Source organism: Plantibacter elymi (nom. nud.), assembly GCF_900177795.1.
Classification (GTDB): domain Bacteria; phylum Actinomycetota; class Actinomycetes; order Actinomycetales; family Microbacteriaceae; genus Plantibacter; species Plantibacter elymi.
Genome location: NZ_FXWJ01000001.1, coordinates 528,114 through 548,438, shown reverse-complemented (window position 1 = coordinate 548,438; position 20,325 = coordinate 528,114). Strand labels below are relative to the sequence as shown.

Below are 20,325 nucleotides of genomic sequence, written 5' to 3'. Positions count from 1 at the left end.
CCAGGGTCTCAGCCACCCACGCGGTCGAACGGCCAGGCGAGATGTGCTGGACTTGCCTGATGACCACACCGCTCGAACGCGCGCTCGTCCTGCAGGCGATGCACGTCCCCGGAAACCCGCTGATCCTGCCGAACGCCTGGGACGTCGCCTCCGCCCGCGCCATCCTGGCGTCCGGCGCCCGCGCGATCGCGACGACGAGTGCCGGGGTCGCCTGGTCGCTCGGGCACCGCGATGGGAACGAGCTGACCCGCGACGACGCCCTCGATACCGTGCGACGGATCGCATCGTCGGTGTCCGTCCCGGTCACCGCGGACATCGAGGGCGGCTACGGAGAGACACCGGAGGAGGTCGCCAGCACGATCGCCTCCTGTATCGACGCGGACGCCTCCGGGGTGAACCTCGAGGACTCGCTGCGCCCGATCGAGGAACAGGAACGACGGATCGCGGCAGCACGGTCCGCCGCTGACGACGTGGGGATTCCGCTCTTCATCAACGCCCGGATCGACACGCATCGACTCGGCGACATCGGAGGCGACCGCTGGTTCGACGAGACGGTGACGCGTGCCGCTGCGTATGCACGGGCCGGCGCGAGCGGGATCTTCGTGCTCGGTGCCCTCCGAGCCGACACGATCGAGCGGCTCACCGACGCGACGACGCTGCCGCTCAACGTCGCCTTCGGTCCGGGAACGCTGACGATCAGCGAGCTCGCGAGAGCCGGTGCGAGTCGCATCAGCGCGGGTTCGTCGATCGCCGAGGCCGCCTACAGCCTCGCGCAGCAGTGGGCGACAGCGATGCTCGAGACGCCCGATGCGGCTCCCGCATCATCGCCCACGCTCGGCTGGGCCGCACTGAACCAGCTCATCCGGGACTGAGCCCCCGGCGGGATCAGCGGGACGCCGACCACACGTCGCGGATCGCCTCGAGCTGTCGGTCGATCGTGAAGCCGGAGACGTCCAGGACGACGTCGACCTCTGGCGGCGATGCGAGCAGATCGTGCAGCAGATCGAACTCGGCGTCAGTCAGATACGCGGGGCGCGTCGCGGCACGATCTCGCGCGTCCTCCACCGGGAGTGCGAGCTGGACCACGAGGCAGTCGGGGAGTTCGGCACGGTAGGCCGCGAGCGCGTCAGCCGACACGACGTCCGCGATGACCACGTCGAAGCCGGCGTCATCGAGGTTGCGAGCGAGCGCCGCGGCGTTCCGGACCGCGAGCAGGTGCTGTGCTCGACCTTCGGGACCGCTCCAGAGCGTCGCGTCACCGGCGACGATCAGCTGCCGAACGTCGTCGGCATCGATGAACGCCGCTCGTTCACGCTCTCCGGCGAGGCGCCTGCCGCAGGTCGACTTCCCGACCGCAGGACCACCGGAGAGCACCAATGGACGCATACTCACCTGCTCGATGCGATCACAGGCCTGCGAGAAGGTCAACTCGCAAGGGTGACGCTGCGATCCCCGAAGTCGGCGACAACCCGGACCTGACCACCCAACGCGGCGACGTACTTCCTGATGGTGTCGAGTTCGAACGACTCAAGCTGCCCGTGTTCGATGGCCGACACACGACGCTGCGATACGCCCATCGTCTTACTGAGCTCCGTCTGCGTCAGATCAGCTTCCTTCCGCAGCGTGACCAGTTGATAGGCGAGCACTTCTGACTCGGCGGCATGGCGAGCGGCGGCGACGCGCTCCGGATCTCGGCCCAACTTCGCGCGCGCGCTCTCCCAACTCACTGGCTTCTCACTCATCGTCATCACCCTTCTGCCATTCACGAAATCGCTGTTCTGCGGTCTTGATCGCTGGCGGATACCAGCCTCTCCAGTCGCCGCGCTTGTCACCCATCACCAAGAGAATCCCACGACTCTTCGGATCGAACACGAAGAGGATCCGAATCGAATCCGCGCGAAGCTCCTTCATGTTGTGGATCGTGCTGCCCTTGATCCGATCCACGATGGGACGCCCCAGCGACGGGCCATATTCGGACAGCATGTCGATACGAGCGGTGATCTAATCGCAGAGATCAGGATCGAACTCGGCCAAAGCAAGGATCTGCGCCTCCACGTCAGGCCAAAGTCGAATGTCCCAGGTGTTCTCCACCACATCATCTTAGAACCCTTGGGTTCTGTGAGCAACGCGATCGAGCATGCCGATCCGACGCCCTCCGATACCCTGGGGGCAGTGAACCGTTCTTTCGCTCTGTGACCCAGAGGCCTTTCAGCGACACCCGTTCGCTCCTCCCACGAGGGGCGGTGATTTCGTGCGCCCGGAACGGGAGCTCCCTGCGGAGTTCCCCTGCACCCCGGCCCCCACTCGAAACCACTCCGGAAAGAACACCCACGCATGACGTCCATCGACGCTTCCTCCACCCCCTCCGACGACCGCTCGGCGCTTCGCGCGAACTGCGCTGACTGCTTCGCGCTCTGCTGCACCGCCTTCGGGTTCCAACGATCGACCGACTTCCCGATCGACAAACCAGCGGGAACGCCCTGCCTCAATCTGGCGGACGACTTCTCCTGCACCATCCACGAATCCCTGCGCCCACGAGGGTTCCGCGGATGCACCGTCTTCGACTGCTTCGGTGCCGGCCAGCTCGTCTCGCAGGAGCTCTTCGGCGGCACGAGCTGGCGGGAACGCCCAGGCCCGAGCGCCGAGATGTTCGCCACGTTCTCCGTGGTGCGCCAGCTGCAGGAGATGAGTTGGTACCTCGTCGAAGCCGCCGAGCGGACGGCAGCGTCAGACCTGGTGGCGCACATCAGCCGACTCCGCACCGGGATCCAGCGGACGCTCGACGGTGGGACTTCCGAGATACTCGCCTACGACGTCGAGTCCCTCCGCGCTGACATCCGAAGTGTGCTGATCGACGTCAGCGAGGAGGCGCGGGGCGGGTACCTGGCCGACACCGCGCCGGACGACGACCTCCACCCCTCCGCGGACCTCGCCGGCCGTGACCTGCGCGCCCGTCGACTGTGCGGAGCCGATCTGCGCGGGGCGATCCTGATCGGCGCGGACCTCCGCGGAGCGGACCTGGCAGGCGTGGACCTGCTCGGCGCCGATCTCCGCGGTGCACGACTCGACGGAGCCGACCTCTCGGACACCCTGTTCCTCACCCAGATGCAGCTCAACGCGGCACGAGGTGACGAGGCGACGCTCCTGCCGGCCACCCTCGACCGACCGGGGCACTGGGCGACGGCGAGTCACACCTCCTCCCCGACAGATGGGGAGTTGTCCCCGTAGGCCTCGGGCGGCCGTCCCCGATACCGTCGATGACATGATCCGCTTGCACCGCACCCTCGCCCTGACCGCCCTCGTCGCAGCGACCGCCGGGATCGCCCTCACCGGGTGCTCGAGCCCGCAGCAGGCACCCGACGACGCTCTGGCGCTCGGCACGGGCGTGACCGTCGAGGTCGGGACGGGCGTCGAGATGTCGTTCGCCATCGACGACGTGCGGGAGGGGAAGCTCAGCGACCTCGCCGAGATGGGCGTGCAGTCGACGCCGTCGGACGAGGGGAAGACCCCCTACTTCGTCACCTACTCGGTCACGCTGACGGACGGCGACATCAAGGACGCCGACCGTTCCGCGCTCCCCGTGCCGACGACGGACGAATGGAAGCTCAGCGGCACGGGCAGCTACCAGCCCATCAAGGTCCTGGGTCAGTTCGACTGCACCCCGGACGGCAACGCGACGGCCGGAGTGTCCCCCGACGCCCCGCTGGTCGCCTGCCAGGCCTTCCTCGGCGACAAGGACGCTCTGCCCACGGTCGTCGAGGTCAAGGACCTCGGCACCTGGGCGACGAAGGGCTGAGCTCCCGCGACTCGAGCTGCACCTGCACCGGCGAACGGTCTTCCACCGTGCGCCGGTGCAGGGTAGTGTCTGCCGTGCGATAAGCGAACAGCGTGTTCCATTATCGAATTCTTGACAATGAAGTGAGGAATCGATGCAGTTCCACCACCACGGCTACGTCTCCGGTGATCCGCGGGTCTTGCCCGCAGAGGGCGTCGGGGTCGATCGGCCCGAGGACCTCCCAGACGAGGTCGACGTCCTCATCGTGGGCAGCGGGCCGGCGGGCATGATCGCGGCCGCCCAGCTGTCCCGATTCCCGTCCATCACCACGCGCATCGTCGAGCGTCGACCGGGACGCCTCGCGATCGGTCAGGCGGACGGCATCCAGGCGCGCAGTGTCGAGACCTTCGACGCCTTCGGCTTCGCCGAGCGCATCACCGCCGAGGCGTATCGCATCACCGAGATGGCGTTCTGGCAGCCCGACGCCGAGGACCCAGGTCGGATCGTCCGCGGCGCCCGACCACTCGACGACACCACCGGCGTCAGCGAGTACCCGCACCTCATCGTGAACCAGGCCCGCGTGCTCGACTACTTCGCCGAGTACATGGCGAACGCCCCGACCCGGATGCGACCCGACTACGGGTGGGCGTTCCAGGGACTCGAGATCGACGACGCGGCGGAGTACCCTGTCGCGGTCACGCTGCTGGACACGAGCGACGAGTCCTCCGGTGCGACCAGGACCGTCCGCGCGAAGTACGTCATCGGGGCCGACGGCGCCCGGAGTGCCGTCCGCCAGGCGATCGGCTGCACCTTGGCCGGTGACCAGGCGAACCACGCGTGGGGCGTCATGGACGCCCTGGCCGTCACCGACTTCCCCGACATCCGCACGAAGTGCGCCATCCAGTCGGGTTCCGGTGGCAGCATCCTGCTCATCCCCCGCGAGGGCGGGCACCTCTTCCGCATGTACGTCGATCTCGGCGAGGTGCCGTCGGGCGGCAGCGAGGCCGTGCGGTCGACCTCGATCGAGCAGATCATCGACCACGCGAACACCATCCTGAGCCCCTACCGGCTCGACGTGAAGCACGTCGCTTGGCACAGCGTCTACGAGGTCGGTCATCGCCTGACGGACCGCTTCGACGACGTCCCGATCGACGAACTCGGCACGCGCACGCCGCGCGTCTTCATCACCGGCGACGCCTGCCACACCCACAGCGCGAAGGCCGGGCAGGGGATGAACGTGTCGATGCAGGACGGCTTCAACCTGGCATGGAAGCTCGGCCACGTGCTCGAGGGCCGGAGCCCGGAGAGCCTGCTGGCGACGTATTCGGCCGAGCGTCAGGTCGTCGCCCGGGAGCTCATCGACTTCGACCGCGAGTGGTCGAGCCTCATGGCCAAGCGGCCGGAGGAGTTCGACGACCCCTCCGAGCTCGCCGACTTCTACGTGCGGACGGCGGAGTTCCCGGCGGGCTTCATGACGGAGTACACCCCGTCGGCCATCGTCGGCGAGGCGACCCACCAGCACCTCGCAAGCGGCTTCCCGATCGGCAAGCGGTTCAAGTCCTCCCTCACCTCGCGCGTCGCGGACGCCAACCACATCCATCTCGGACACCACGCCACGGCCGACGGGCGCTGGCGGATCTACGTCTTCGCGGATGACGCCTCGCCGGCGTCTGGCCGATCGGCGGCGCTCGCCGCCTGGCTGCAGGACGCACCGGAGTCACCGCTCCGCGTGGTGCCCGACGGCGTGCGGGCCGACGACTGGTTCGACGTGAAGATCGTCTACCAGCAGCGGCACACCGACATCGATCTCGGCACCGTTCCGCCGGTGTTCCTGCCGCGCGTCGGCCCGTTCGACCTCGTCGACTACGAGAAGGTCTACGCCCGCCATCCCGACGTCGACATCTTCGCCGAGCGCGGCGTCGACCGAGCGGGTGCCGTCGTCGTCGTGCGGCCGGACCAGTACGTCGCCCACGTCCTCCCGCTCACGGCCACCGCAGAGCTCGCGGTGTTCTTCGACGGCGTGACGGGACGGCAGACGACGCTTTCCTGACGTCAGGCGAGCTCGGCGTCGATGTCGGCGAGGTCCAGCACGAAGCGGTACCGGACGTCGTTGCGGGCCAGCCGATCGAGCGCGACGTCCACGTCCGCAGCCGGGACCACCTCGACGTCCGCCGTCACGCCGTGGGTGCCGCAGAAGTCGAGGAGGTCCTGCGTCCACCGGCGACCACCACTCCCGGCCGACGTCAGACGCTTCCGGCCGAGGAGCAGGTCCATGGTCAGGATGTCGATCGGGCCGAGGTAGCCGAGCGAGCAGAGCGTCCCGTCGAGGTCGAGGACGCGGAGGTACGGCGCGAGATCATGCCCGACCGAGACGGTGTCGATGACGAGGTCGAGGCTGCCGGCCGCCGCAGCCATGGCGTCGGCATCGGTCGACACGACCACCCGGGACGCCCCGAGCCGCAGCGCGTCGGTCGACTTGCCCTCGGACGTGGTGAAGACGGTGACCTCGGCACCGAGCGCGCGACCGAGCCGGACGGCGAGGTGACCGAGACCGCCGAGGCCGACGACGCCGAGTCGCGTCCCCTCCCCGACGCCGTTGGTGCGGAGCGGCTCCCAGACGGTGATGCCCGCACACATCAGGGGTGCGACACCGGCCGGGTCGAGGGAGGTCGGGCGGTGGTAGACGAAGCTGTCGCGCACGACGTAGCGCCCGGAGTACCCGCCGAGCGTCGTACTGCCGTCGATGCGGTCGCGGCCGGCGTACGTGAGCGTCGGGAACTCGACGCAGAAGTTCTCCTGGTCCCGCAGACACATCGTGCAGGTTCCGCAGGAGTCCACGATGTTGCCGACGGCGACGGCGTCGCCGGGCGCGAAGGACGTCACGTCCGACCCGACGGCGACGACCTCGCCGACGAACTCGTGACCGGGCACGAGCCCCGCATCCGGGCCCACGGAGGCGAGCGCGTGCAGGTCGCTGTGACAGACGCCGCAGTGCGTGACGCGGACGTCGACGTCGTCCGGTCGGAGCTCGCGGCGTTCGATGACGGTCTGCTGGAGCGACCGAGGGGCGGCGGTGGACATGAGGGCGGTTGTGCGCATGCGGTCGATACTACCTACTAGTTGGTAGTATCGATACACTCGATCGATGAACACCGCAGAACAGACTCGTCAGCGCATCCTCGACGCCGCGACCGAGGAGTTCGCCACCCACGGCATCGCCGGCGCACGGGTGGACAGGATCGCCCAGCGCTCAGGCATGAGCAAGCCGATGATCTACGCCTACTACGGCGCCAAGGACCAGCTGTTCGATGCCGTCTTCGACGCGCATGTCATCGCCAACGGCGATCGGGTGCCGTTCACGGCGGCCGAGCTCCCCGAGTACGCGGCCAGGCTGTACGACGACTACCTCGCCGATCCTGCGCTCGCCCGCCTCGTCATGTGGAAGCGGCTCGAACGCGAGAGCACCGGGTACCTCTACAGCGGCCTCGAGGACCACGACCTCCGCCACCTCCGGGACATCGAGGCGGAGCAGCGAGCGGGATCGATCCGGCCCGACCTCGACCCGGCCGACGTCTGGGCGCTGCTCATCTCGACCGCGGCGACGTGGGCGCAGGCGTCCATGACGGTCGTCGCCACGTCCGCCGACGCGCCAGAGGTCCACGACCGTCGGCGCACAGCGTTGGCTGCGACGATCCGCGCAGGCCTCTGCACTCAGGAGTAACGCGGCGAGGATCAGCACCACGACGAGCGCCGCGCTGAGCACCGTCGTACCGATCACGAGGAGCGCCACGATCGCGCCCAGCCCCAGGAGGACGGCGATCGCGAGTCGCCGTCGTGCACCGGTCGCGACCGGGCTCGGAACCGCCTCGACGCGGGCGAACACCGTCGCGACCAGTGCGGTCAGTGTCAGTGCCACCGCCAGCCAGAGGGGCCGTCCGAGCCACCACCCGAGGCTGTCCGGCGCGGGGAGGGCGATGCCGGTCGTCAGCGCGAACACGGCGGACGCGCCGGCCATGGCGAGGAGTACCGGCATGTGCCAGAGGTAGATCGTCATGGCGCGACGGGTGACGAAGTCGGTCACGAACGCGACCCGGCGACGCGCGCTCAGCCGAGTGAGTCGTTCGCGGACGAGCGACAGCAGTGCCGTGTGGGCGACCCCGACGAGGAGCAGCGCCGCGGTGGGCGGGTTGATGTTCGCGATGAGGTCGCTGGAGTAGACGCCGGTCCACCACGTGAGCACGAGGACGACGACCGCCCCGACACCGGCAGCCGCCCGGACACGCCGGCTGAGCGCACCGATCGAGCCGTCCGCCAGGAAGAACCCGAGTTGCTGGAGCGCGGTCCAGACGAGGACGAGGTTGATGAATCCGAGGGCGTCGACACCAGTGGCAGCACGCAGGACGTCGACCAGCACGGCGGCGATGGCGAGTGTCGCGTTCGACCGGAGCGGTGCGCGCTCGTGGGCGGCGGCGAGCGCAGGCAGCAGTGCCTGGCAGAGCAGGAAGACGCCGAGGAACCAGAGTGGCTGGCCGAACCGGAAACCGGCCATGGCGACGAGGTCGGCGGGGACACCGACCACGGTCAGCATCGCGAGGGCGGCTCCCACGCAGCCGATGCTGACGACCGCGGGGAGCAACAGGCGATGGAGCCGCGCGGCGACGAACGCCGAGGCCGGCGCACCATGCGACCGGTGGCGTCGATACGCGAGCAGGCCGGCGAAGCCGCCGATGACGAAGAAGAGCGGCATGACCTGCAGGACCCAGCTGAGCGGGGCGATCCAGGCGGTGCCGTCACTCGCGTTCTCGAACACGGGACCGACGGAGGTCACCGTCACGCCGACCATCATCGCGTGCAGGACGACGACACCGACGATGCAGCAGGCACGCACGAGGTCGATGCCGCGGTCGCGTTCGCCCCGGGTGCGATCGAGCCCGGTGCGGACCGGTCTGGTGCGATCGGTTCCGGCGTCGATCGGTGCTGCGTGGGTGATGGCCATGACGGTCCTCCTCGGTGATGTCCGAGGAGGTTACGAACGCGGCACCCGAGGGCACATCACCCGGCGGTGTCGTCGCGCCCCGTACCCAGGGGTGAGGCGCCGACGCGCGGAGTCCGGGTCAGGACGGGGCGACGAGTCCGGTGTCGTAGGCGAAGATCACGGCCTGCACGCGGTCGCGCGCGCCGACCTTGGCGAGGACCTTGCCGACATGGGTCTTCACGGTCTGCTCCGCGATGAACAGGGTCGCGGCGATCTCGCTGTTCGACCGCCCATGGCCGATGAGGACGAGCACCTCGCGCTCGCGCTCGGTGAGCTCCGCCAGCCGCGCGGCGCCATGCGAGGCGCGAGGCTTCTGCGCGGCGAACTGCGCGATCATCCGCCGGGTGACGCTCGGGGCCAGCAGCGCGTCGCCGGCCGCGACCACCCGCACGGCGTGCACGAGGTCCTCGGGCAGCGCGTCCTTGAGGAGGAAGCCGCTCGCCCCGGCCTGCAGGGCGTCGTAGACGTAGTCGTCGATGTCGAAGGTGGTGAGCATGATGATGCGAGGGACCTTCGCCGCCGGGTAGCCCGGGCCGAGGATGCGCTTCGCCGCCTCGATGCCGTCGAGCTCGGGCATGCGGACGTCCATGAGGATGACGTCGGGGTCGAGCCGCGCGGACAGCGTGACCGCTTCGGCACCGTTCGCGGCCTGCCCCGTCACCCGGATCCCGTCGTGGGCGTCGAGGAGCGCGGCGAACCCGGCTCGGACCATGGCCTGGTCGTCGGCGATGAGGACGTCGATGGTCACAGGCGGTCCTTCGTCGGGCTGGATCGGGGGCGGGATGGCGTCGGGTTCGGCTCGCCGGCGGGCAGTACGGCCGTCACGAGCCAACCGCCGGCGCCGTCGGGGCCGGCGTCGAGGGTGCCGCCGAGGAGGGCGGCGCGTTCGAGCATGCCGCGGAGGCCGTGGCCCGCGCCGTGCTCCCCGGGGCTCTGCGCAGGGCCGTTGTGGATGCGCAGCTGCACCGCGGTCGCGTCGACCCGGACGTCGACGACGATTGGCGCGCCCGGTGCGTGTCGGACGGCGTTGCTCATCGCCTCCTGCACGATACGGAACGCCGCGATCTGCACGGTCGGCGGGATGGGCAGGGCGCCCTCGTCGCCGCGGTCGATCGAGAGGGTGATGTCGGCACCCACGCGGCGCAGGCCGTCGGCGAGCGCAGGGAGGTCGTCCAGGCCCTGTTGCGGAGCGAGTTCTGCGACCTGGTCCTCGGTGCGCAGGACGCCGAGCAGACGCCGCATCTCGACGAGCGAGCCGCGCGCGGTAGCGGCGATGTCGTCGAACTCCGCTGCGGCGTCCTCGGCGAGGCCGGGCACGCGGTACTTCGCCGTCGAGGCCTGCACCTGGATGACAGACATGCTGTGCGCGACCACGTCGTGGAGCTCGCGGGCGATGCGGGTGCGCTCCTCGACGAGCACGCGCCGGGACTGCTCGGCGGCGGAGATCTCACGCTCCCGGGTCAGCTCCTCCCCCACCCGCACGCGTCCCGAGACGAGCAACGCCACGAGGTACGCCACCCCCGCGACGGATGACGCGACGATGAGGTCCGCGGCCATGGCTGTCGCGTCGGCGGCGGACGGGACGAGGAGCGCCGCGACGAGCGAGCCCGCGATGCCGACGAGCAACGGGATGAGTCCCAGCAGCCAGCTGTGGAGGAAGGTGACGACGCCGACGAACACGGCGAAGGCGATGAGCGCGGGCACCGACCATGGCCACGGCCAGACCGGGTCGTGGCCGGGCGAGGCGACCAGCGGGAGCACGAAGGCCGCCGCGGAGAACAGCACGATCGCGACGCGTGGGAGCACAACGGACAGGAGCGGCGCGCCGCAGATCGCGGCTCCGAGGAGGAACGACGCCGGGAGCACGGTCCCGTAGAGGAGGCTCTGGATCGGAACGAGGACGCTCAGCAGGACGACGCCGACACCCGCGAGGACGAAGAGCCCGACGGTGCGGCGGGAGGTGCCGCGCGCCGTCCGATCCATGAGGGTCATTGTCCCATCAGCGCCAGGGCCGGCGGGTGCTCCTCGGTGTCTGATTCCGCCGGTGTCCCGTCGCCGGCCGCATCGGACCGCTCACGGCGACGACGACGGATGGCTGCGACCCGGTCGACGACCAGACCGAGGACGAGCGCGACGCCCACACCGAGCACGGAGCTGAGGAACGGCTGGTCCTCGAAGAGCTTGCCGGCGACGACGCCGATGATCGCGCTGTAGGCGGCCCAGGTCACGCCACCGATGACGCTCAGGGGCAGGAAACGACGCCACGGGTACCGGAGGGCACCCGCCGACATGTTGACGGCGACCCGTCCGACGGGGATGTAGCGCGCACCCAGGATGAGCGGCGCGCCCCGCCGGCCGAGGGTCCGCCCGGCCCGGTCGAAGGCCGCGGCGATGCGCGGACGCCGCATCCAGGCGAAGCGGGTCGTGCCGACGCCACGGCCGATGAGGTAGGCGAGGTTGTCGCCGATCGCCGCTCCCACCGCCGCGACGGCGCAGAGCAGCAGGAGGTTCGATCCGCCGGTCGAGACCGCGACGGCTGCCGCGGCGACGAGCACCGTCTCGCTCGGGATCGGCGGGAAGAACCCGTCGATGACGGCGGTCGCGAACATCACCACGTACAGCCACGGTGAGGTCACTGCGTTGAGGATGAGCTCGTTGATGACGTCCATGCTCCGACGCTACGAAGCGGACGGCGCCGCAGCATCACCCTGGGGTATCGCGGACCCCCTACCCCGGTGGTGTTCTGCGGCGCCGCCGGTGCCGGTCCTAGTCGACGACGGCCGGGACCTTCGGTTCGGCGTGCCCACGCGGGGCGAGCGCTTCGTGCGTGCTGATCTCGTAGGCGTTCTCGGCGTGGAGGACGACGTCGAGGCCTTGCGCCTCCGTCTCGGCTGACACGCGGATGCCCATCGTCTTGTCGAGCACCTTCGCGAGCACCCAGGTGATGGAGAAGGTGTAGACGAAGACGGCGACGATCGCGAGCGCCTGCTTACCCAGGAGCAGGAAGCCTCCGCCCGCGAGGAGCCCCTCTCCACCGCTCGGCGCGAGCGGGACCGCGAGGACACCGATGAGGAGACCACCGACCACGCCGCCGACGAAGTGCAGGGCAGTGACGTCGAGGGCGTCGTCGAAGCCGAGGCGGACCTTGAGGCTCACCGCGAAGTAGCAGACGACCGCTGCGGCGGCACCGATCGCGAGCGAGCCGAGCGGGGTGACCGCACCGCAGGACGGCGTGATGGCGACGAGTGCGGCGATCGCGCCCGAACAGGCGCCGAGGGTCGTGGGGTGACCGTCGCGCAGCTTCTCGACGACGAGCCAGACGATGACGCCCGCGCAGGTCGCGGCGACGGTGTTGAAGACGGCGACGGCGGCGTTGTTGTCGGCGGCACCGAGGGCGCTGCCGTCGAAGCCGATCCACCCGACGAAGAGCAGGCCGGCGCCGAGGAGCGTGAGCGGGAGGCTGTGCGCCTTGGGCTGCGACGGGAAGCCGTTCCGCTTGCCCAGGACGATGGCGAGGGCGAGTGCGGCGACCCCGGAGTTGACGTGGATCGCGGTGCTGCCGGCGTAGTCGATCGAGCCGATCGTGTTGGCGAGCCACCCGCCCTGCACGCTGCCGTCAGCGGAGTCGAAGGCGAAGACCCAGTGCGCGACAGGGAAGTAGACGAGCGTCGACCAGACGCCGGCGAAGACCATCCATGCGCTGAACTTCATCCGACCGGCGGCCGCTCCAGCGACGATCCCGATCGTGAGACCGGCGAACATCAGGTGGAGTGCGGCGAGCGCCAGCGGCGGCAGCGTGCTCCCCTCGGGGGCGACAAGCAACTGGCCGAGGCCGGGGTACTCGGTGGGGTCGCCGACGAGTCCGAGGCCACCGAGGCTGTCGCCGAAGACCATCGAGTAGCCGAACGCGACCCAGAGGATCCCGACGAGACAGAACGACGCGAAGATCATCATCATCATGTTCATGGTGACGCGACGGCTGACCATCCCGCCGTAGAACATCGCCAGGCCGGGCAGCATCAGCGCCACGGCCACCACCGCCGTCAGGAGCCATGCCGTGTTGCCCGCGATTGCAGCCGTGTCCATCCGGACCTCCAGGGTTCGCGCGGGATCCGAAACGGACGACCGCATTTTCAATAGGTCATCCAATTGTCGTGACGACCGGTTTCAATGCAGTATCGAATCCGTTTCGTGTTCGTTACATTGCGTCCTCATGGACTTCCGAATACATTCCGAATACCATTGATGGATGAGCGCTTCGACCTACCTCCCTACACTCAGTCGCCGTTCTTCCGATCTGAGCAAGCACTCGGCCGAGGTCTTCGCCGAGGCCGACGATCACCCCGTCACGGTGACCCGCCGTGACGGCGAGCCACTCGTCCTCATGTCACAACGTGAAGCCGAAGCCCGCGCTCGACTCCTGGACTTCGCTGCGCAGCTCATCACCGTGACCCTCGACGACACCGGCACACTCGCTGAGCGGATGTCCCGGGCATTTCCCTGGATGCTCGCGCTCTCGAACGCGGACCGGGCGACGTGCGCGCAAGACCTCGTCGACGCAGCCCGCGCGTCGATCGCGACCGATCAGCCGCACCTGGCGATCACCCGGCTGACCTCCTGGAAGGAGACGGCCACGGCCCTGGCTGCGGGCCTCGGCGCGGTCGACCTCGTCTGGCTCGAGACCGACGAGGTCGGGCCGGTGGAGCGCCCCTGACCGTGGCGGCATCCAAGAGAGGCGCGCTGGTTCCGCGCCCGCCGAAGAAGATCCAGTACGAGATACGATTCGCGACCGTCGAGGCCAGCCGCGGGTGGCAGGACCTCGTTGCCACCATTCGGAACTCCATGGCCGACACCTGGGACTTCCTCACCTCGACGCCGTTGGACACCACGCTCACGAATTACCGACTCATGGGCGATCTCGGCGTCATCACCCGAGCTGGGCAGACGCACGAACGCTGGCAACACAAGCCGACCGCGAAGGGAACGGCGCGCATCTGGTACTACGTCGACGGACACACCGTCTACCTGGAGCAGGTGCACACGAGCCACCCGAACGAGACGAAGTAGCGGCTCACCCCCCGGCGAGGTCGAGTTGGAGCGCAGCCCGCTCGACGTCGGCGAGCGCAGCGCGGTCGACCAACAGGCTGTGGAGGGTGGCGGAGGCGGTGCGCCGGGCGAAGGCCCTGATGCGGTCGGTCTCGCTCGCACCCTCGGCAGCCTCGACCGGCGGGTACTGGGCGGCGATGTCGCCGGAGCCATAGCGGTAGGCCTTCTGCATGCCCTCGTTGGCGTGGAGTGCGGCCGCTGCCGCCCACTCCGGCGTCTCGCTGCCGCCGAGCACGAGGGTCCCCTGCTCGACGCCGTCGCGGATGAGTCCGGCGATGAAGGTGAACAGCGTGCGGTAGTCGTCCCAGAACGACGCGAGGTCGTCGGGATGCTCCGCCGCGAGCCGCTCGATCTCGTTGTAGTCGAAGGGCGCCTCGCAGATTGCCACACCGTCCTCGTAGAGGACCCGGTAGAGCTTCGCGGGAACGTCAGCCTCGATCGGACCGAGGGCCTCCGCGGCGCCGACCGACTGGCGGTTCGAGGCGGCGGTCGCCCGCAGCACCTCGCGCTTGTTCGCGAACCAGTAGTAGAGCGAGGACTGCTTCATCCCGCACGCCTCGGCCAGCATCGTCATGCTCGTGCGCTCGTACCCGCGCTCCGCGAACAACCTGGTCGCGACCTGGATGATCTCCTCACGAGGATCCTCAGCGGCGATGCCGCTCGCGCGAGGACGACCGGGCGATGCTCCTGTGCGGCCGGCCATCGATCACCACTCCCTGCTCGCGGACACCTCCACCAATCCTACGGGCGGGCAGGACGGCTCACCTCTCGCCCAGCAGCTCCCGCATGGCCGCCCCGATCACGGCCGTCTCGGCCGCACGCACGCCAGGCCGCCCCGCGACATGGCCGAGGTCGGACTCGATCACCCGCACCTCGCTCCGACGCATCATCGCCGACTCCAGGACGTTGTCCTCGACGGTGAAGTAGAGGTCGGTCGACGACGGCATGACGATGCTCCGCGCGCGCACGCCCCCGAGGGCCGCGGCCAAACCGCCCTCGACCCCTCGCCCGGGATCCGCCCGCTGCCAGGTGCGCAGCATCGCGAGCAGGTTGTTCGCGTCCCACCGCTCGTGGTCGGCCGCCCAGTCCTCGAGGAGGTCTGCGACGTCGGTGTACCCGAGCTCTCGGTAGGTGCCGTCCCGGAAGAACGCCTGCGAGTAGGCCCACCCCGCGTACACCGTTCCGAATGCGCGGAGTCCGGCCCGCGGCGGTGTCGTGTAGCGGCCGCCGTCGAACGCTGGATCCGCCCGGAGCGCCGCCTCGACGCCAGCCAGGAAGACGGCGTTGTGGGGCGAACACCGCGCGGCACCGGCGACGGGGAGGAACGCGTCGACGTACTCCGGGTACCGCACCGCCCACTGGTACGCCTGCAGCGCGCCCATCGACCAGCCGGCGATCAGCCGCCAGCGGCGGACACCGAGGTGTTCGGCGAGCTGCCGTTGCGCACGGACGTCGTCGCCGATCGAGACCTCAGGGAACGCGGCACCGCGCACCTCCTCAGCCGCGTTCGACGGTGACGTCGAGACGCCGTTGCCGAACAGGTTGACCGAGACGATGAACCAACGCTCGGGGTCGAGCGCCCGGCCCGGCCCGATCCACGGCTCGTAGCTCGCGTGCGTCCCGGTGTAGTAGCTCGGGAGCAGGACGGCGTTGTCGCCGTCGGCGTTCAGCGCGCCCTGCGTCGTGTACGCGAGCCGCGCCTCCGGGAGGTCCGCGCCGGACTCCAGCGCGAACCTCCCGAGGTCGAGGACCTGGTGCATCGGGATCAGAAGAACTTCAGGTAGCGGGCGGTCTCCCAGTCCGACACGTGCGCCTGGTACTCGTTCCATTCCTGGCGCTTGTAGTCGATGAACGCGTCGTACATCGCCTCGCCGAACACGGCACGCGACAGCGAGTCGGTGGCGAATTCGTCGACCGCCTCGCCGAGGCTGCGCGGCAGCATGCCGATGCCGAGCTGCGCGACCTGCGCCTCGGTGTAGTCGTACATGTTCTCGGTGTGCGGCGCACCCGGGTCGAGGTCCTCACGGATGCCCTCGAGGCCCGCGGCGAGGATGAGCGCCGCCCCGAGGTACGGGTTGCAGCTGATGTCGGCCGCCCGGCACTCCACGCGGCCACCCTGCAGGGGCACGCGGAGCATGTTGGTGCGGTTGTTGTTGCCGTAGCTCACGAACACCGGCGCCCAGGTCGAGCCCGACATGCTGCCCTGACGCACGAGGCGCTTGTAGCTGTTGACCGTCGGCGCGATGACCGCCGAGAGCGCCGGCGCGTGCTTCAGGACTCCGGCGATGAACTTGTAGCCGAGCTCCGAGATGCCGCAACCACGCGGGTCGTCGTCGGTCTCGAACAGGTTCTCGCCGGTCTCGATGTCGGCGAGCGACATGTTGAAGTGCGCACCCGACCCACTGCGGTCGGCGAACGGCTTCGGCATGAAGGTGGCGAAGTAGCCGTGCTTGCGGACGATCTCGTTGGCCATGAGGCGGAAGAAGACAGCGCGGTCGGCCATGGTGAGCGCGTCGGAGTAGTTGAAGTCGATCTCGAACTGCCCCGGGGCGTCCTCGTGGTCGAACGAGTACACGCCCCAGCCCATCTCGGTCATCGCCTCGACCAGCTCGGTGAGCCAGTCGAGGTTGTCGAGCGCGGCGGTCGCCGTGTAGCAGGGCTTCGCGAGGTCGTCGCGATCGCTGACCTCGGTCACACCATCCGGGGTGTCCTTGAGGACGAAGAACTCGGTCTCGATCCCGAGGTTGAAGGTGAAGCCCATCTCGGCCGCGGCATCGAGCTGGCGCTTGAGGATGTTGCGCGACGCCGCCTCGAACGGCTCGCCCTTCGTGTAGAGGTCGCTCGCGAAGAAGGCGACGTCCTTCCGCCACGGCAACTGCACGGCGCTGTCGAGGTCGGGGCGAGCGGAGAGCTCCTCGTCACTGATCGCCTGCGGGAGGCCGTCGAGCGCGGCCCCCGTGAAGAGCTCCGATCCCCCGGCCATGCGCTCGAGGTGCGACAGCGGGACGAACTTGGTCTTGATGCTGCCGTGCATGTCCACGAAGCTCGCCATGGCGTACTTGACGCCGGCCTCCTGCAGTCGGGCGCGGACGGACTCCACGGTGGTAACGGTCTCGACGACGGTCATGGGATGCTCCTCCGGTTGCGTCGCTGCCCTCGCCGCGACTCATTTCGATACTGTATTGAAAGTATGCGCGGCTGGAGTTTCGATGCAGTGTCGAAAGTGTTTCCGGGGTGTGAACCCTGCGCCGAGGTGCGCTGGAACGCAGAACCGGCGCCCGTCGCGAGTGCGACGGACGCCGGTTCCGGGAGTCGTGGTTACGGGACGATGACCGCGCGACCGCGGATCGTGCCCGCGTGCAGGTCCTCGTAGGCCTTCGGGGCGTCGTCGAGCGAGTACGGCTGCACCTCGACGTCGACCTTGCCCGCCTTCGCGAGCTCGAAGACCTCGATGAGCTCGCTCCGCGAACCCCAGTACGGCACCCGGACGGCGGCGTCGTAGGCGATCGACCCGAAGCCGATGGTCGCCGATCCGCCGCCGATGCCGACGATCGTCACGTCGGCCTCCATGGCGGCGACCGCGGTGGCCGTGGCGATCGTCGGGTTGGCGCCGACGAAGTCGAACACCGCGTTGACCCCGACGCCGCCGGTCAGCTCGCGGATCTTGCCCGCGGCCGACTCGTCGCTGATGAGCGTGACGTCAGCACCGACGTGCTTCGCCAGCTCGAGCTTCTCGTCGCTCACGTCGAGGACGATGACCGTCGCGCCCGAGAGCGCTTTGAGCATCTGGATGCCGACGTGACCGAGGCCACCGGATCCGATGACGACGGCGAAAGTGCCGGCTCCGAGCTTCGGCAGGCTGCGCTTGATCGCGTGGTACGGCGTGAGGCCGGCATCGGTGAGCGACACGTTCTTCACGGGGTCGAGGTCCCCGATCGGCACCAGGTGGCGCACGTCGTCGACGATCATGTACTCGGCCATCGAGCCCTGGCTGCCGAGTCCAGGAGGACGGATCCCCTCGGCGACGGCGTTCGTGCAGTAGTTCTCCTTGCCCTGCGAACAGTTCAGGCAGTGACCACAGCCCCACGGTCCGTAGACGGCGACCGCGTCTCCGATCTGCAGGCCCGTCTCGACACCCTCACCGAACGACTCGATGACGCCGGCACCCTCGTGTCCGAGCGTGAGCGGCAGCGGGTACTGCTGCGCGAGGTAGTCCTCCTCGGGGAGGCTCATGACGTAGTCGTCGGAGTGACAGACGCCGGCGGCGGTGACCTTCAGCAGGATCTCACCCGGCCCCGGTGTCGGCTTCTCGATCTCGACGACCTCAGGGGCCGAGCCGATCTTCGTGTACCGCAGTGCCTTCATGGTGAGACATCCTCCTCGAGCGTCGGAACCGCACGCCGCAGTCGCTCACTAAGCGACGTGTGTCAGATAAGTCTGACCGTTCCAGTATGCGCCTCGATCCGGCGGCCGGCACCCCGTTGACAGCGCTCTGGCACCGACAACCGTCAGCGCGGTTCCCAGGCCAGCACGACCTCGAGGAGCGCAGATCGCGGCAGCCCGCTGTCGACCTGGAGGACCGGCTGTGGCAGGGTCGCGAGCCAGGCCTCGTGCGACGCCCGACTCCGGCCGTCGAACGCGGGGTCGTCGTAGCCGCTCGCCCACGCACGGAACTCCCGCCACGCACGGTCGTCGTGGGGTTCGCCGGCCCGCCGCTCGATCTCTCGGGCCTCCAGACGCCGCAGCCGCTCCGCCGGATCGAGGGTCACGAAGACGATCGCGTCGCACTCGGCGACGATCTCGTCACCCCAGCCGGGCATCGAGCCCGACAGGACCCACGCCTCGCGCGGTACGAACAGCTCGCGCATGAGCCGCACCCGCTCAGCGTCAGAACGCTTGGTCACGTAGGGCGGGTCCGTCGGCACCCAGAAGTAGTCGTCGGCGTCGGCGTGCGGGACGGACCAGTGGTCGGCGAGCGCCCGCCCGAGCGTCGTCACGCCACTGCCACTGGCACCCATCACGTGCACTCTCGATCGTCGCATCCGTCCATTCTCCGACACCCCCGACCTTGGAGGCTCGAGCGAGAGAGCCATCCCACTCGAATCCTGGCGATGGGTATTGATAACTTTATCTCCGCCGTGATAGGTCGGTGATAAAGTTATCGTCATGCGATCACCTGTCACGAATCCCTTTCAGCCCGGCTCAGACGTGGTACCCGATGTCTGGGCAGGCCGCGTCGAGCAACTGAGCGATTGGCGGGATGCGGTTCGTCCGCGCAGACGTGCAGGCCTGTATGAGACCGGCCGAACAATCCTCGGCGAACCCGGAACCGGCAAATCGAGCCTGGTCCGCAAGATCGCCCGCGACGCGGCGGACGCTGGAGACTGGGTGACACCGCAACTGCGGATACCCTCTGGTGCTGATCCACTGAAGATCGTCGCCTCCGCAGTGCTGCGACTCGCTGATAAGGCAGGTCTTCGAACCTCGACCCGGCAGCGGGTCATGGACCTCCTCAGCAGGGTCGAGCAGGTGGCGATTTCAGGCTTTTCCCTCGCGATGGGTGGGGGTGAAGGGCCGGAGCCCTTCACCGCGCTGTTCGACCTCCTGATCGAACTCGGGCAGGCAGCGATCGATCAGGATGCGGTGATTCTGATTCACATCGACGAGGTGCAGAACATCACCGATGAAGCCGCACTGTCGCAACTGCTCATCGCGCTCGGCGACGCCCTGTCCTATGAGGTGGAGGTCTCAGCCCCCGGTGGGCTCTACGTAACCCGATTCCTACCGATCGCCGTATACCTCACCGGACTGCCGGACTTCGAGGACATGGCCGGCGCTCGAAAAGGAGCAACATTCGCGAGGCGCTTCCGTACCACCACACTGACAGCGCTCGACGAGGACGATCTGCTCGAAGCATTGCAGCCGTTCATCCTCGAGGGATGGGAGACCCAGGACGATGAACACGGCATCGCGCGGGTGAGCATGAGCCAAGAGGCGGCCAAAGCGATCGTGGCCCTGTGTTGTGGGGAACCGTTCCTGTTCCAGCTCGCCGGACAGCGCGCCTGGAACGCAGCGCAGACCTCGGTCATCTCAGAGGATCAGGTTGTGACCGGGTGGAGTGGAGCGGAGGGCGAGGCATCGGCGCACGTCGAACGCATCCTGAACCGGCTCCCGACTCGCGAGCACGAGTTCATCGACGCGATGGCGGCTCTGCCGCCTGCAGACCGGAAGTTGACCAAGATCGCCGAGCAGATGGGCATGACAGCAGCAACGCAGGTCGGTCCGACGTCGCAGCGGCTGGACACCGTGCGCGGCATCATCACTCGAGGAAAGCCGTACTCGTTCCGCAATCGGGCAGTCGAGGCCTATCTGACAACGGACTGGCCGCGCGTCAACTGATCCGTCATCA

The 20,325-nt window shown here is 68.7% G+C and carries 21 protein-coding genes and 1 pseudogene; 8 read left to right on the top strand and 14 right to left on the bottom strand.

Annotated features, from left to right (window positions below; genetic code table 11):
• Positions 1 to 59: 59 nt before the first annotated feature.
• The gene (locus tag CCK91_RS02610) at positions 60 to 872 is read left to right on the top strand and encodes an isocitrate lyase/PEP mutase family protein (protein WP_086472729.1); all 813 of its coding nucleotides are present in this window, start codon (positions 60 to 62) and stop codon (positions 870 to 872) included.
• Positions 873 to 885: 13 nt separating this feature from the next.
• Here CCK91_RS02610 and CCK91_RS02605 read toward each other — a convergent pair whose 3' ends face one another.
• From CCK91_RS02605 to CCK91_RS02595, 3 genes are read right to left on the bottom strand one after another with little or no spacing between them, the layout of a single operon-like run.
• Positions 886 to 1,428 carry a hypothetical protein gene (locus CCK91_RS02605; protein WP_133059914.1) on the bottom strand — a complete coding sequence of 181 codons (543 nt, stop codon included), beginning with the start codon at positions 1,426 to 1,428 and terminating at the stop codon, positions 886 to 888.
• Positions 1,425 to 1,742 carry an XRE family transcriptional regulator gene (locus CCK91_RS02600; RefSeq protein WP_165766967.1) on the bottom strand — a complete coding sequence of 106 codons (318 nt, stop codon included), beginning with the start codon at positions 1,740 to 1,742 and terminating at the stop codon, positions 1,425 to 1,427. Before CCK91_RS02600 ends, CCK91_RS02605 begins: the two co-directional genes overlap by 4 nt.
• Entirely contained in the window at positions 1,735 to 1,989 is a 255-nt protein-coding gene (locus CCK91_RS02595; RefSeq protein ID WP_304442361.1) for a type II toxin-antitoxin system RelE/ParE family toxin, read from the bottom strand. Before CCK91_RS02595 ends, CCK91_RS02600 begins: the two co-directional genes overlap by 8 nt.
• 345 nt (positions 1,990 to 2,334) lie before the next feature.
• Between CCK91_RS02595 and CCK91_RS02590 the strand changes: the two genes are divergently transcribed.
• The 3 genes from CCK91_RS02590 (at position 2,335) to CCK91_RS02580 (ending at position 5,825) form a co-directional block, all read left to right on the top strand.
• Entirely contained in the window at positions 2,335 to 3,228 is an 894-nt protein-coding gene (locus CCK91_RS02590) for a pentapeptide repeat-containing protein (protein WP_086472725.1), read from the top strand.
• Between the two features lie 34 nt (positions 3,229 to 3,262).
• Positions 3,263 to 3,796, top strand: coding sequence for a hypothetical protein (locus CCK91_RS02585; protein ID WP_086472724.1), 534 nt, complete (start codon positions 3,263 to 3,265; stop codon positions 3,794 to 3,796).
• Between the two features lie 133 nt (positions 3,797 to 3,929).
• On the top strand, positions 3,930 to 5,825 hold the full coding sequence (locus CCK91_RS02580; RefSeq protein WP_086472723.1) for an FAD-binding monooxygenase: 1,896 nt from the start codon (positions 3,930 to 3,932) through the stop codon (positions 5,823 to 5,825).
• A 2-nt stretch (positions 5,826 to 5,827) separates the two neighbouring features.
• On the opposite strand, the gene CCK91_RS02575 is transcribed toward CCK91_RS02580, so the two are convergent.
• Positions 5,828 to 6,874 (bottom strand): NAD(P)-dependent alcohol dehydrogenase, encoded by a 1,047-nt coding sequence (locus CCK91_RS02575; RefSeq protein WP_086472722.1) that lies wholly within the window; start codon positions 6,872 to 6,874, stop codon positions 5,828 to 5,830.
• A gap of 130 nt (positions 6,875 to 7,004) precedes the next feature.
• On the opposite strand from CCK91_RS02575, the gene CCK91_RS19885 reads away from it, so the two are divergent.
• Entirely contained in the window at positions 7,005 to 7,496 is a 492-nt protein-coding gene (locus CCK91_RS19885; protein WP_242664370.1) for a TetR family transcriptional regulator, read from the top strand.
• Between the two features lie 213 nt (positions 7,497 to 7,709).
• Here CCK91_RS19885 and CCK91_RS19880 read toward each other — a convergent pair.
• The 5 genes and pseudogenes from CCK91_RS19880 to CCK91_RS02545 all read right to left on the bottom strand — a co-directional run.
• Positions 7,710 to 8,618, bottom strand: a pseudogene (locus CCK91_RS19880) (acyltransferase family protein); the annotation flags it as partial.
• A 271-nt stretch (positions 8,619 to 8,889) separates the two neighbouring features.
• Positions 8,890 to 9,558, bottom strand: a complete 669-nt coding sequence (locus CCK91_RS02560) for a response regulator (protein ID WP_086472721.1) — start codon at positions 9,556 to 9,558, stop codon at positions 8,890 to 8,892.
• Entirely contained in the window at positions 9,555 to 10,793 is a 1,239-nt protein-coding gene (locus CCK91_RS02555; protein ID WP_242664210.1) for an ATP-binding protein, read from the bottom strand. Before CCK91_RS02555 ends, CCK91_RS02560 begins: the two co-directional genes overlap by 4 nt.
• A 5-nt stretch (positions 10,794 to 10,798) precedes the next feature.
• Entirely contained in the window at positions 10,799 to 11,479 is a 681-nt protein-coding gene (locus CCK91_RS02550) for a DedA family protein (RefSeq protein ID WP_086472719.1), read from the bottom strand.
• A 97-nt stretch (positions 11,480 to 11,576) separates the two neighbouring features.
• A complete protein-coding gene (locus CCK91_RS02545; protein WP_086472718.1) occupies positions 11,577 to 12,896 on the bottom strand; it encodes an ammonium transporter in 1,320 nt (439 codons plus the stop codon).
• A gap of 163 nt (positions 12,897 to 13,059) precedes the next feature.
• On the opposite strand from CCK91_RS02545, the gene CCK91_RS02540 reads away from it, so the two are divergent.
• Positions 13,060 to 13,524, top strand: coding sequence for a prevent-host-death protein (locus CCK91_RS02540; RefSeq protein ID WP_086472717.1), 465 nt, complete (start codon positions 13,060 to 13,062; stop codon positions 13,522 to 13,524).
• A 128-nt stretch (positions 13,525 to 13,652) separates the two neighbouring features.
• Positions 13,653 to 13,877 (top strand): hypothetical protein, encoded by a 225-nt coding sequence (locus tag CCK91_RS19875; protein ID WP_242664209.1) that lies wholly within the window; start codon positions 13,653 to 13,655, stop codon positions 13,875 to 13,877.
• Positions 13,878 to 13,881: 4 nt separating this feature from the next.
• On the opposite strand, the gene CCK91_RS02530 is transcribed toward CCK91_RS19875, so the two are convergent.
• From CCK91_RS02530 to CCK91_RS02510, 5 genes are all read right to left on the bottom strand, one after another.
• Positions 13,882 to 14,619, bottom strand: coding sequence for a TetR/AcrR family transcriptional regulator (locus tag CCK91_RS02530; protein ID WP_086472715.1), 738 nt, complete (start codon positions 14,617 to 14,619; stop codon positions 13,882 to 13,884).
• A 58-nt stretch (positions 14,620 to 14,677) separates the two neighbouring features.
• Complete coding sequence (locus tag CCK91_RS02525) at positions 14,678 to 15,676, bottom strand: alpha/beta fold hydrolase (protein WP_086472714.1); 999 nt, start codon at positions 15,674 to 15,676, stop codon at positions 14,678 to 14,680.
• Positions 15,677 to 15,681: 5 nt separating this feature from the next.
• A complete protein-coding gene (gene glnT, locus CCK91_RS02520; RefSeq protein WP_086472713.1) occupies positions 15,682 to 17,043 on the bottom strand; it encodes a type III glutamate--ammonia ligase in 1,362 nt (453 codons plus the stop codon).
• Positions 17,044 to 17,234: 191 nt separating this feature from the next.
• A complete protein-coding gene (locus CCK91_RS02515) occupies positions 17,235 to 18,281 on the bottom strand; it encodes an NAD(P)-dependent alcohol dehydrogenase (RefSeq protein ID WP_086472712.1) in 1,047 nt (348 codons plus the stop codon).
• A 143-nt stretch (positions 18,282 to 18,424) separates the two neighbouring features.
• Positions 18,425 to 18,958 (bottom strand): hypothetical protein, encoded by a 534-nt coding sequence (locus CCK91_RS02510; protein ID WP_086472711.1) that lies wholly within the window; start codon positions 18,956 to 18,958, stop codon positions 18,425 to 18,427.
• Positions 18,959 to 19,082: 124 nt separating this feature from the next.
• Between CCK91_RS02510 and CCK91_RS02505 the strand changes: the two genes are divergently transcribed.
• Complete coding sequence (locus CCK91_RS02505; protein ID WP_086472710.1) at positions 19,083 to 20,315, top strand: ATP-binding protein; 1,233 nt, start codon at positions 19,083 to 19,085, stop codon at positions 20,313 to 20,315.
• Positions 20,316 to 20,325: the final 10 nt, after the last annotated feature.

What these genes read in the sequence shown, in the direction of transcription:
- CCK91_RS19875 (WP_242664209.1), top strand. Translation starts at nt 13,653, where the DNA reads ATGGCCGACACCTGGGACTTCCTCACCTCGACGCCGTTGGACACCACG.
- CCK91_RS02580 (WP_086472723.1), top strand. Translation starts at nt 3,930, where the DNA reads ATGCAGTTCCACCACCACGGCTACGTCTCCGGTGATCCGCGGGTCTTG.
- CCK91_RS02575 (WP_086472722.1), bottom strand. Translation starts at nt 6,874, where the DNA reads ATGCGCACAACCGCCCTCATGTCCACCGCCGCCCCTCGGTCGCTCCAG.
- CCK91_RS02525 (WP_086472714.1), bottom strand. Translation starts at nt 15,676, where the DNA reads ATGCACCAGGTCCTCGACCTCGGGAGGTTCGCGCTGGAGTCCGGCGCG.
- CCK91_RS02545 (WP_086472718.1), bottom strand. Translation starts at nt 12,896, where the DNA reads ATGGACACGGCTGCAATCGCGGGCAACACGGCATGGCTCCTGACGGCG.
- CCK91_RS02610 (WP_086472729.1), top strand. Translation starts at nt 60, where the DNA reads ATGACCACACCGCTCGAACGCGCGCTCGTCCTGCAGGCGATGCACGTC.
- CCK91_RS02530 (WP_086472715.1), bottom strand. Translation starts at nt 14,619, where the DNA reads ATGGCCGGCCGCACAGGAGCATCGCCCGGTCGTCCTCGCGCGAGCGGC.
- CCK91_RS02515 (WP_086472712.1), bottom strand. Translation starts at nt 18,281, where the DNA reads ATGAAGGCACTGCGGTACACGAAGATCGGCTCGGCCCCTGAGGTCGTC.
- CCK91_RS02585 (WP_086472724.1), top strand. Translation starts at nt 3,263, where the DNA reads ATGATCCGCTTGCACCGCACCCTCGCCCTGACCGCCCTCGTCGCAGCG.
- CCK91_RS02600 (WP_165766967.1), bottom strand. Translation starts at nt 1,742, where the DNA reads ATGAGTGAGAAGCCAGTGAGTTGGGAGAGCGCGCGCGCGAAGTTGGGC.
- CCK91_RS02510 (WP_086472711.1), bottom strand. Translation starts at nt 18,958, where the DNA reads ATGCGACGATCGAGAGTGCACGTGATGGGTGCCAGTGGCAGTGGCGTG.
- glnT (WP_086472713.1), bottom strand. Translation starts at nt 17,043, where the DNA reads ATGACCGTCGTCGAGACCGTTACCACCGTGGAGTCCGTCCGCGCCCGA.
- CCK91_RS02540 (WP_086472717.1), top strand. Translation starts at nt 13,060, where the DNA reads ATGAGCGCTTCGACCTACCTCCCTACACTCAGTCGCCGTTCTTCCGAT.
- CCK91_RS02590 (WP_086472725.1), top strand. Translation starts at nt 2,335, where the DNA reads ATGACGTCCATCGACGCTTCCTCCACCCCCTCCGACGACCGCTCGGCG.
- CCK91_RS02505 (WP_086472710.1), top strand. Translation starts at nt 19,083, where the DNA reads ATGCGATCACCTGTCACGAATCCCTTTCAGCCCGGCTCAGACGTGGTA.
- CCK91_RS02550 (WP_086472719.1), bottom strand. Translation starts at nt 11,479, where the DNA reads ATGGACGTCATCAACGAGCTCATCCTCAACGCAGTGACCTCACCGTGG.
- CCK91_RS02555 (WP_242664210.1), bottom strand. Translation starts at nt 10,793, where the DNA reads ATGGATCGGACGGCGCGCGGCACCTCCCGCCGCACCGTCGGGCTCTTC.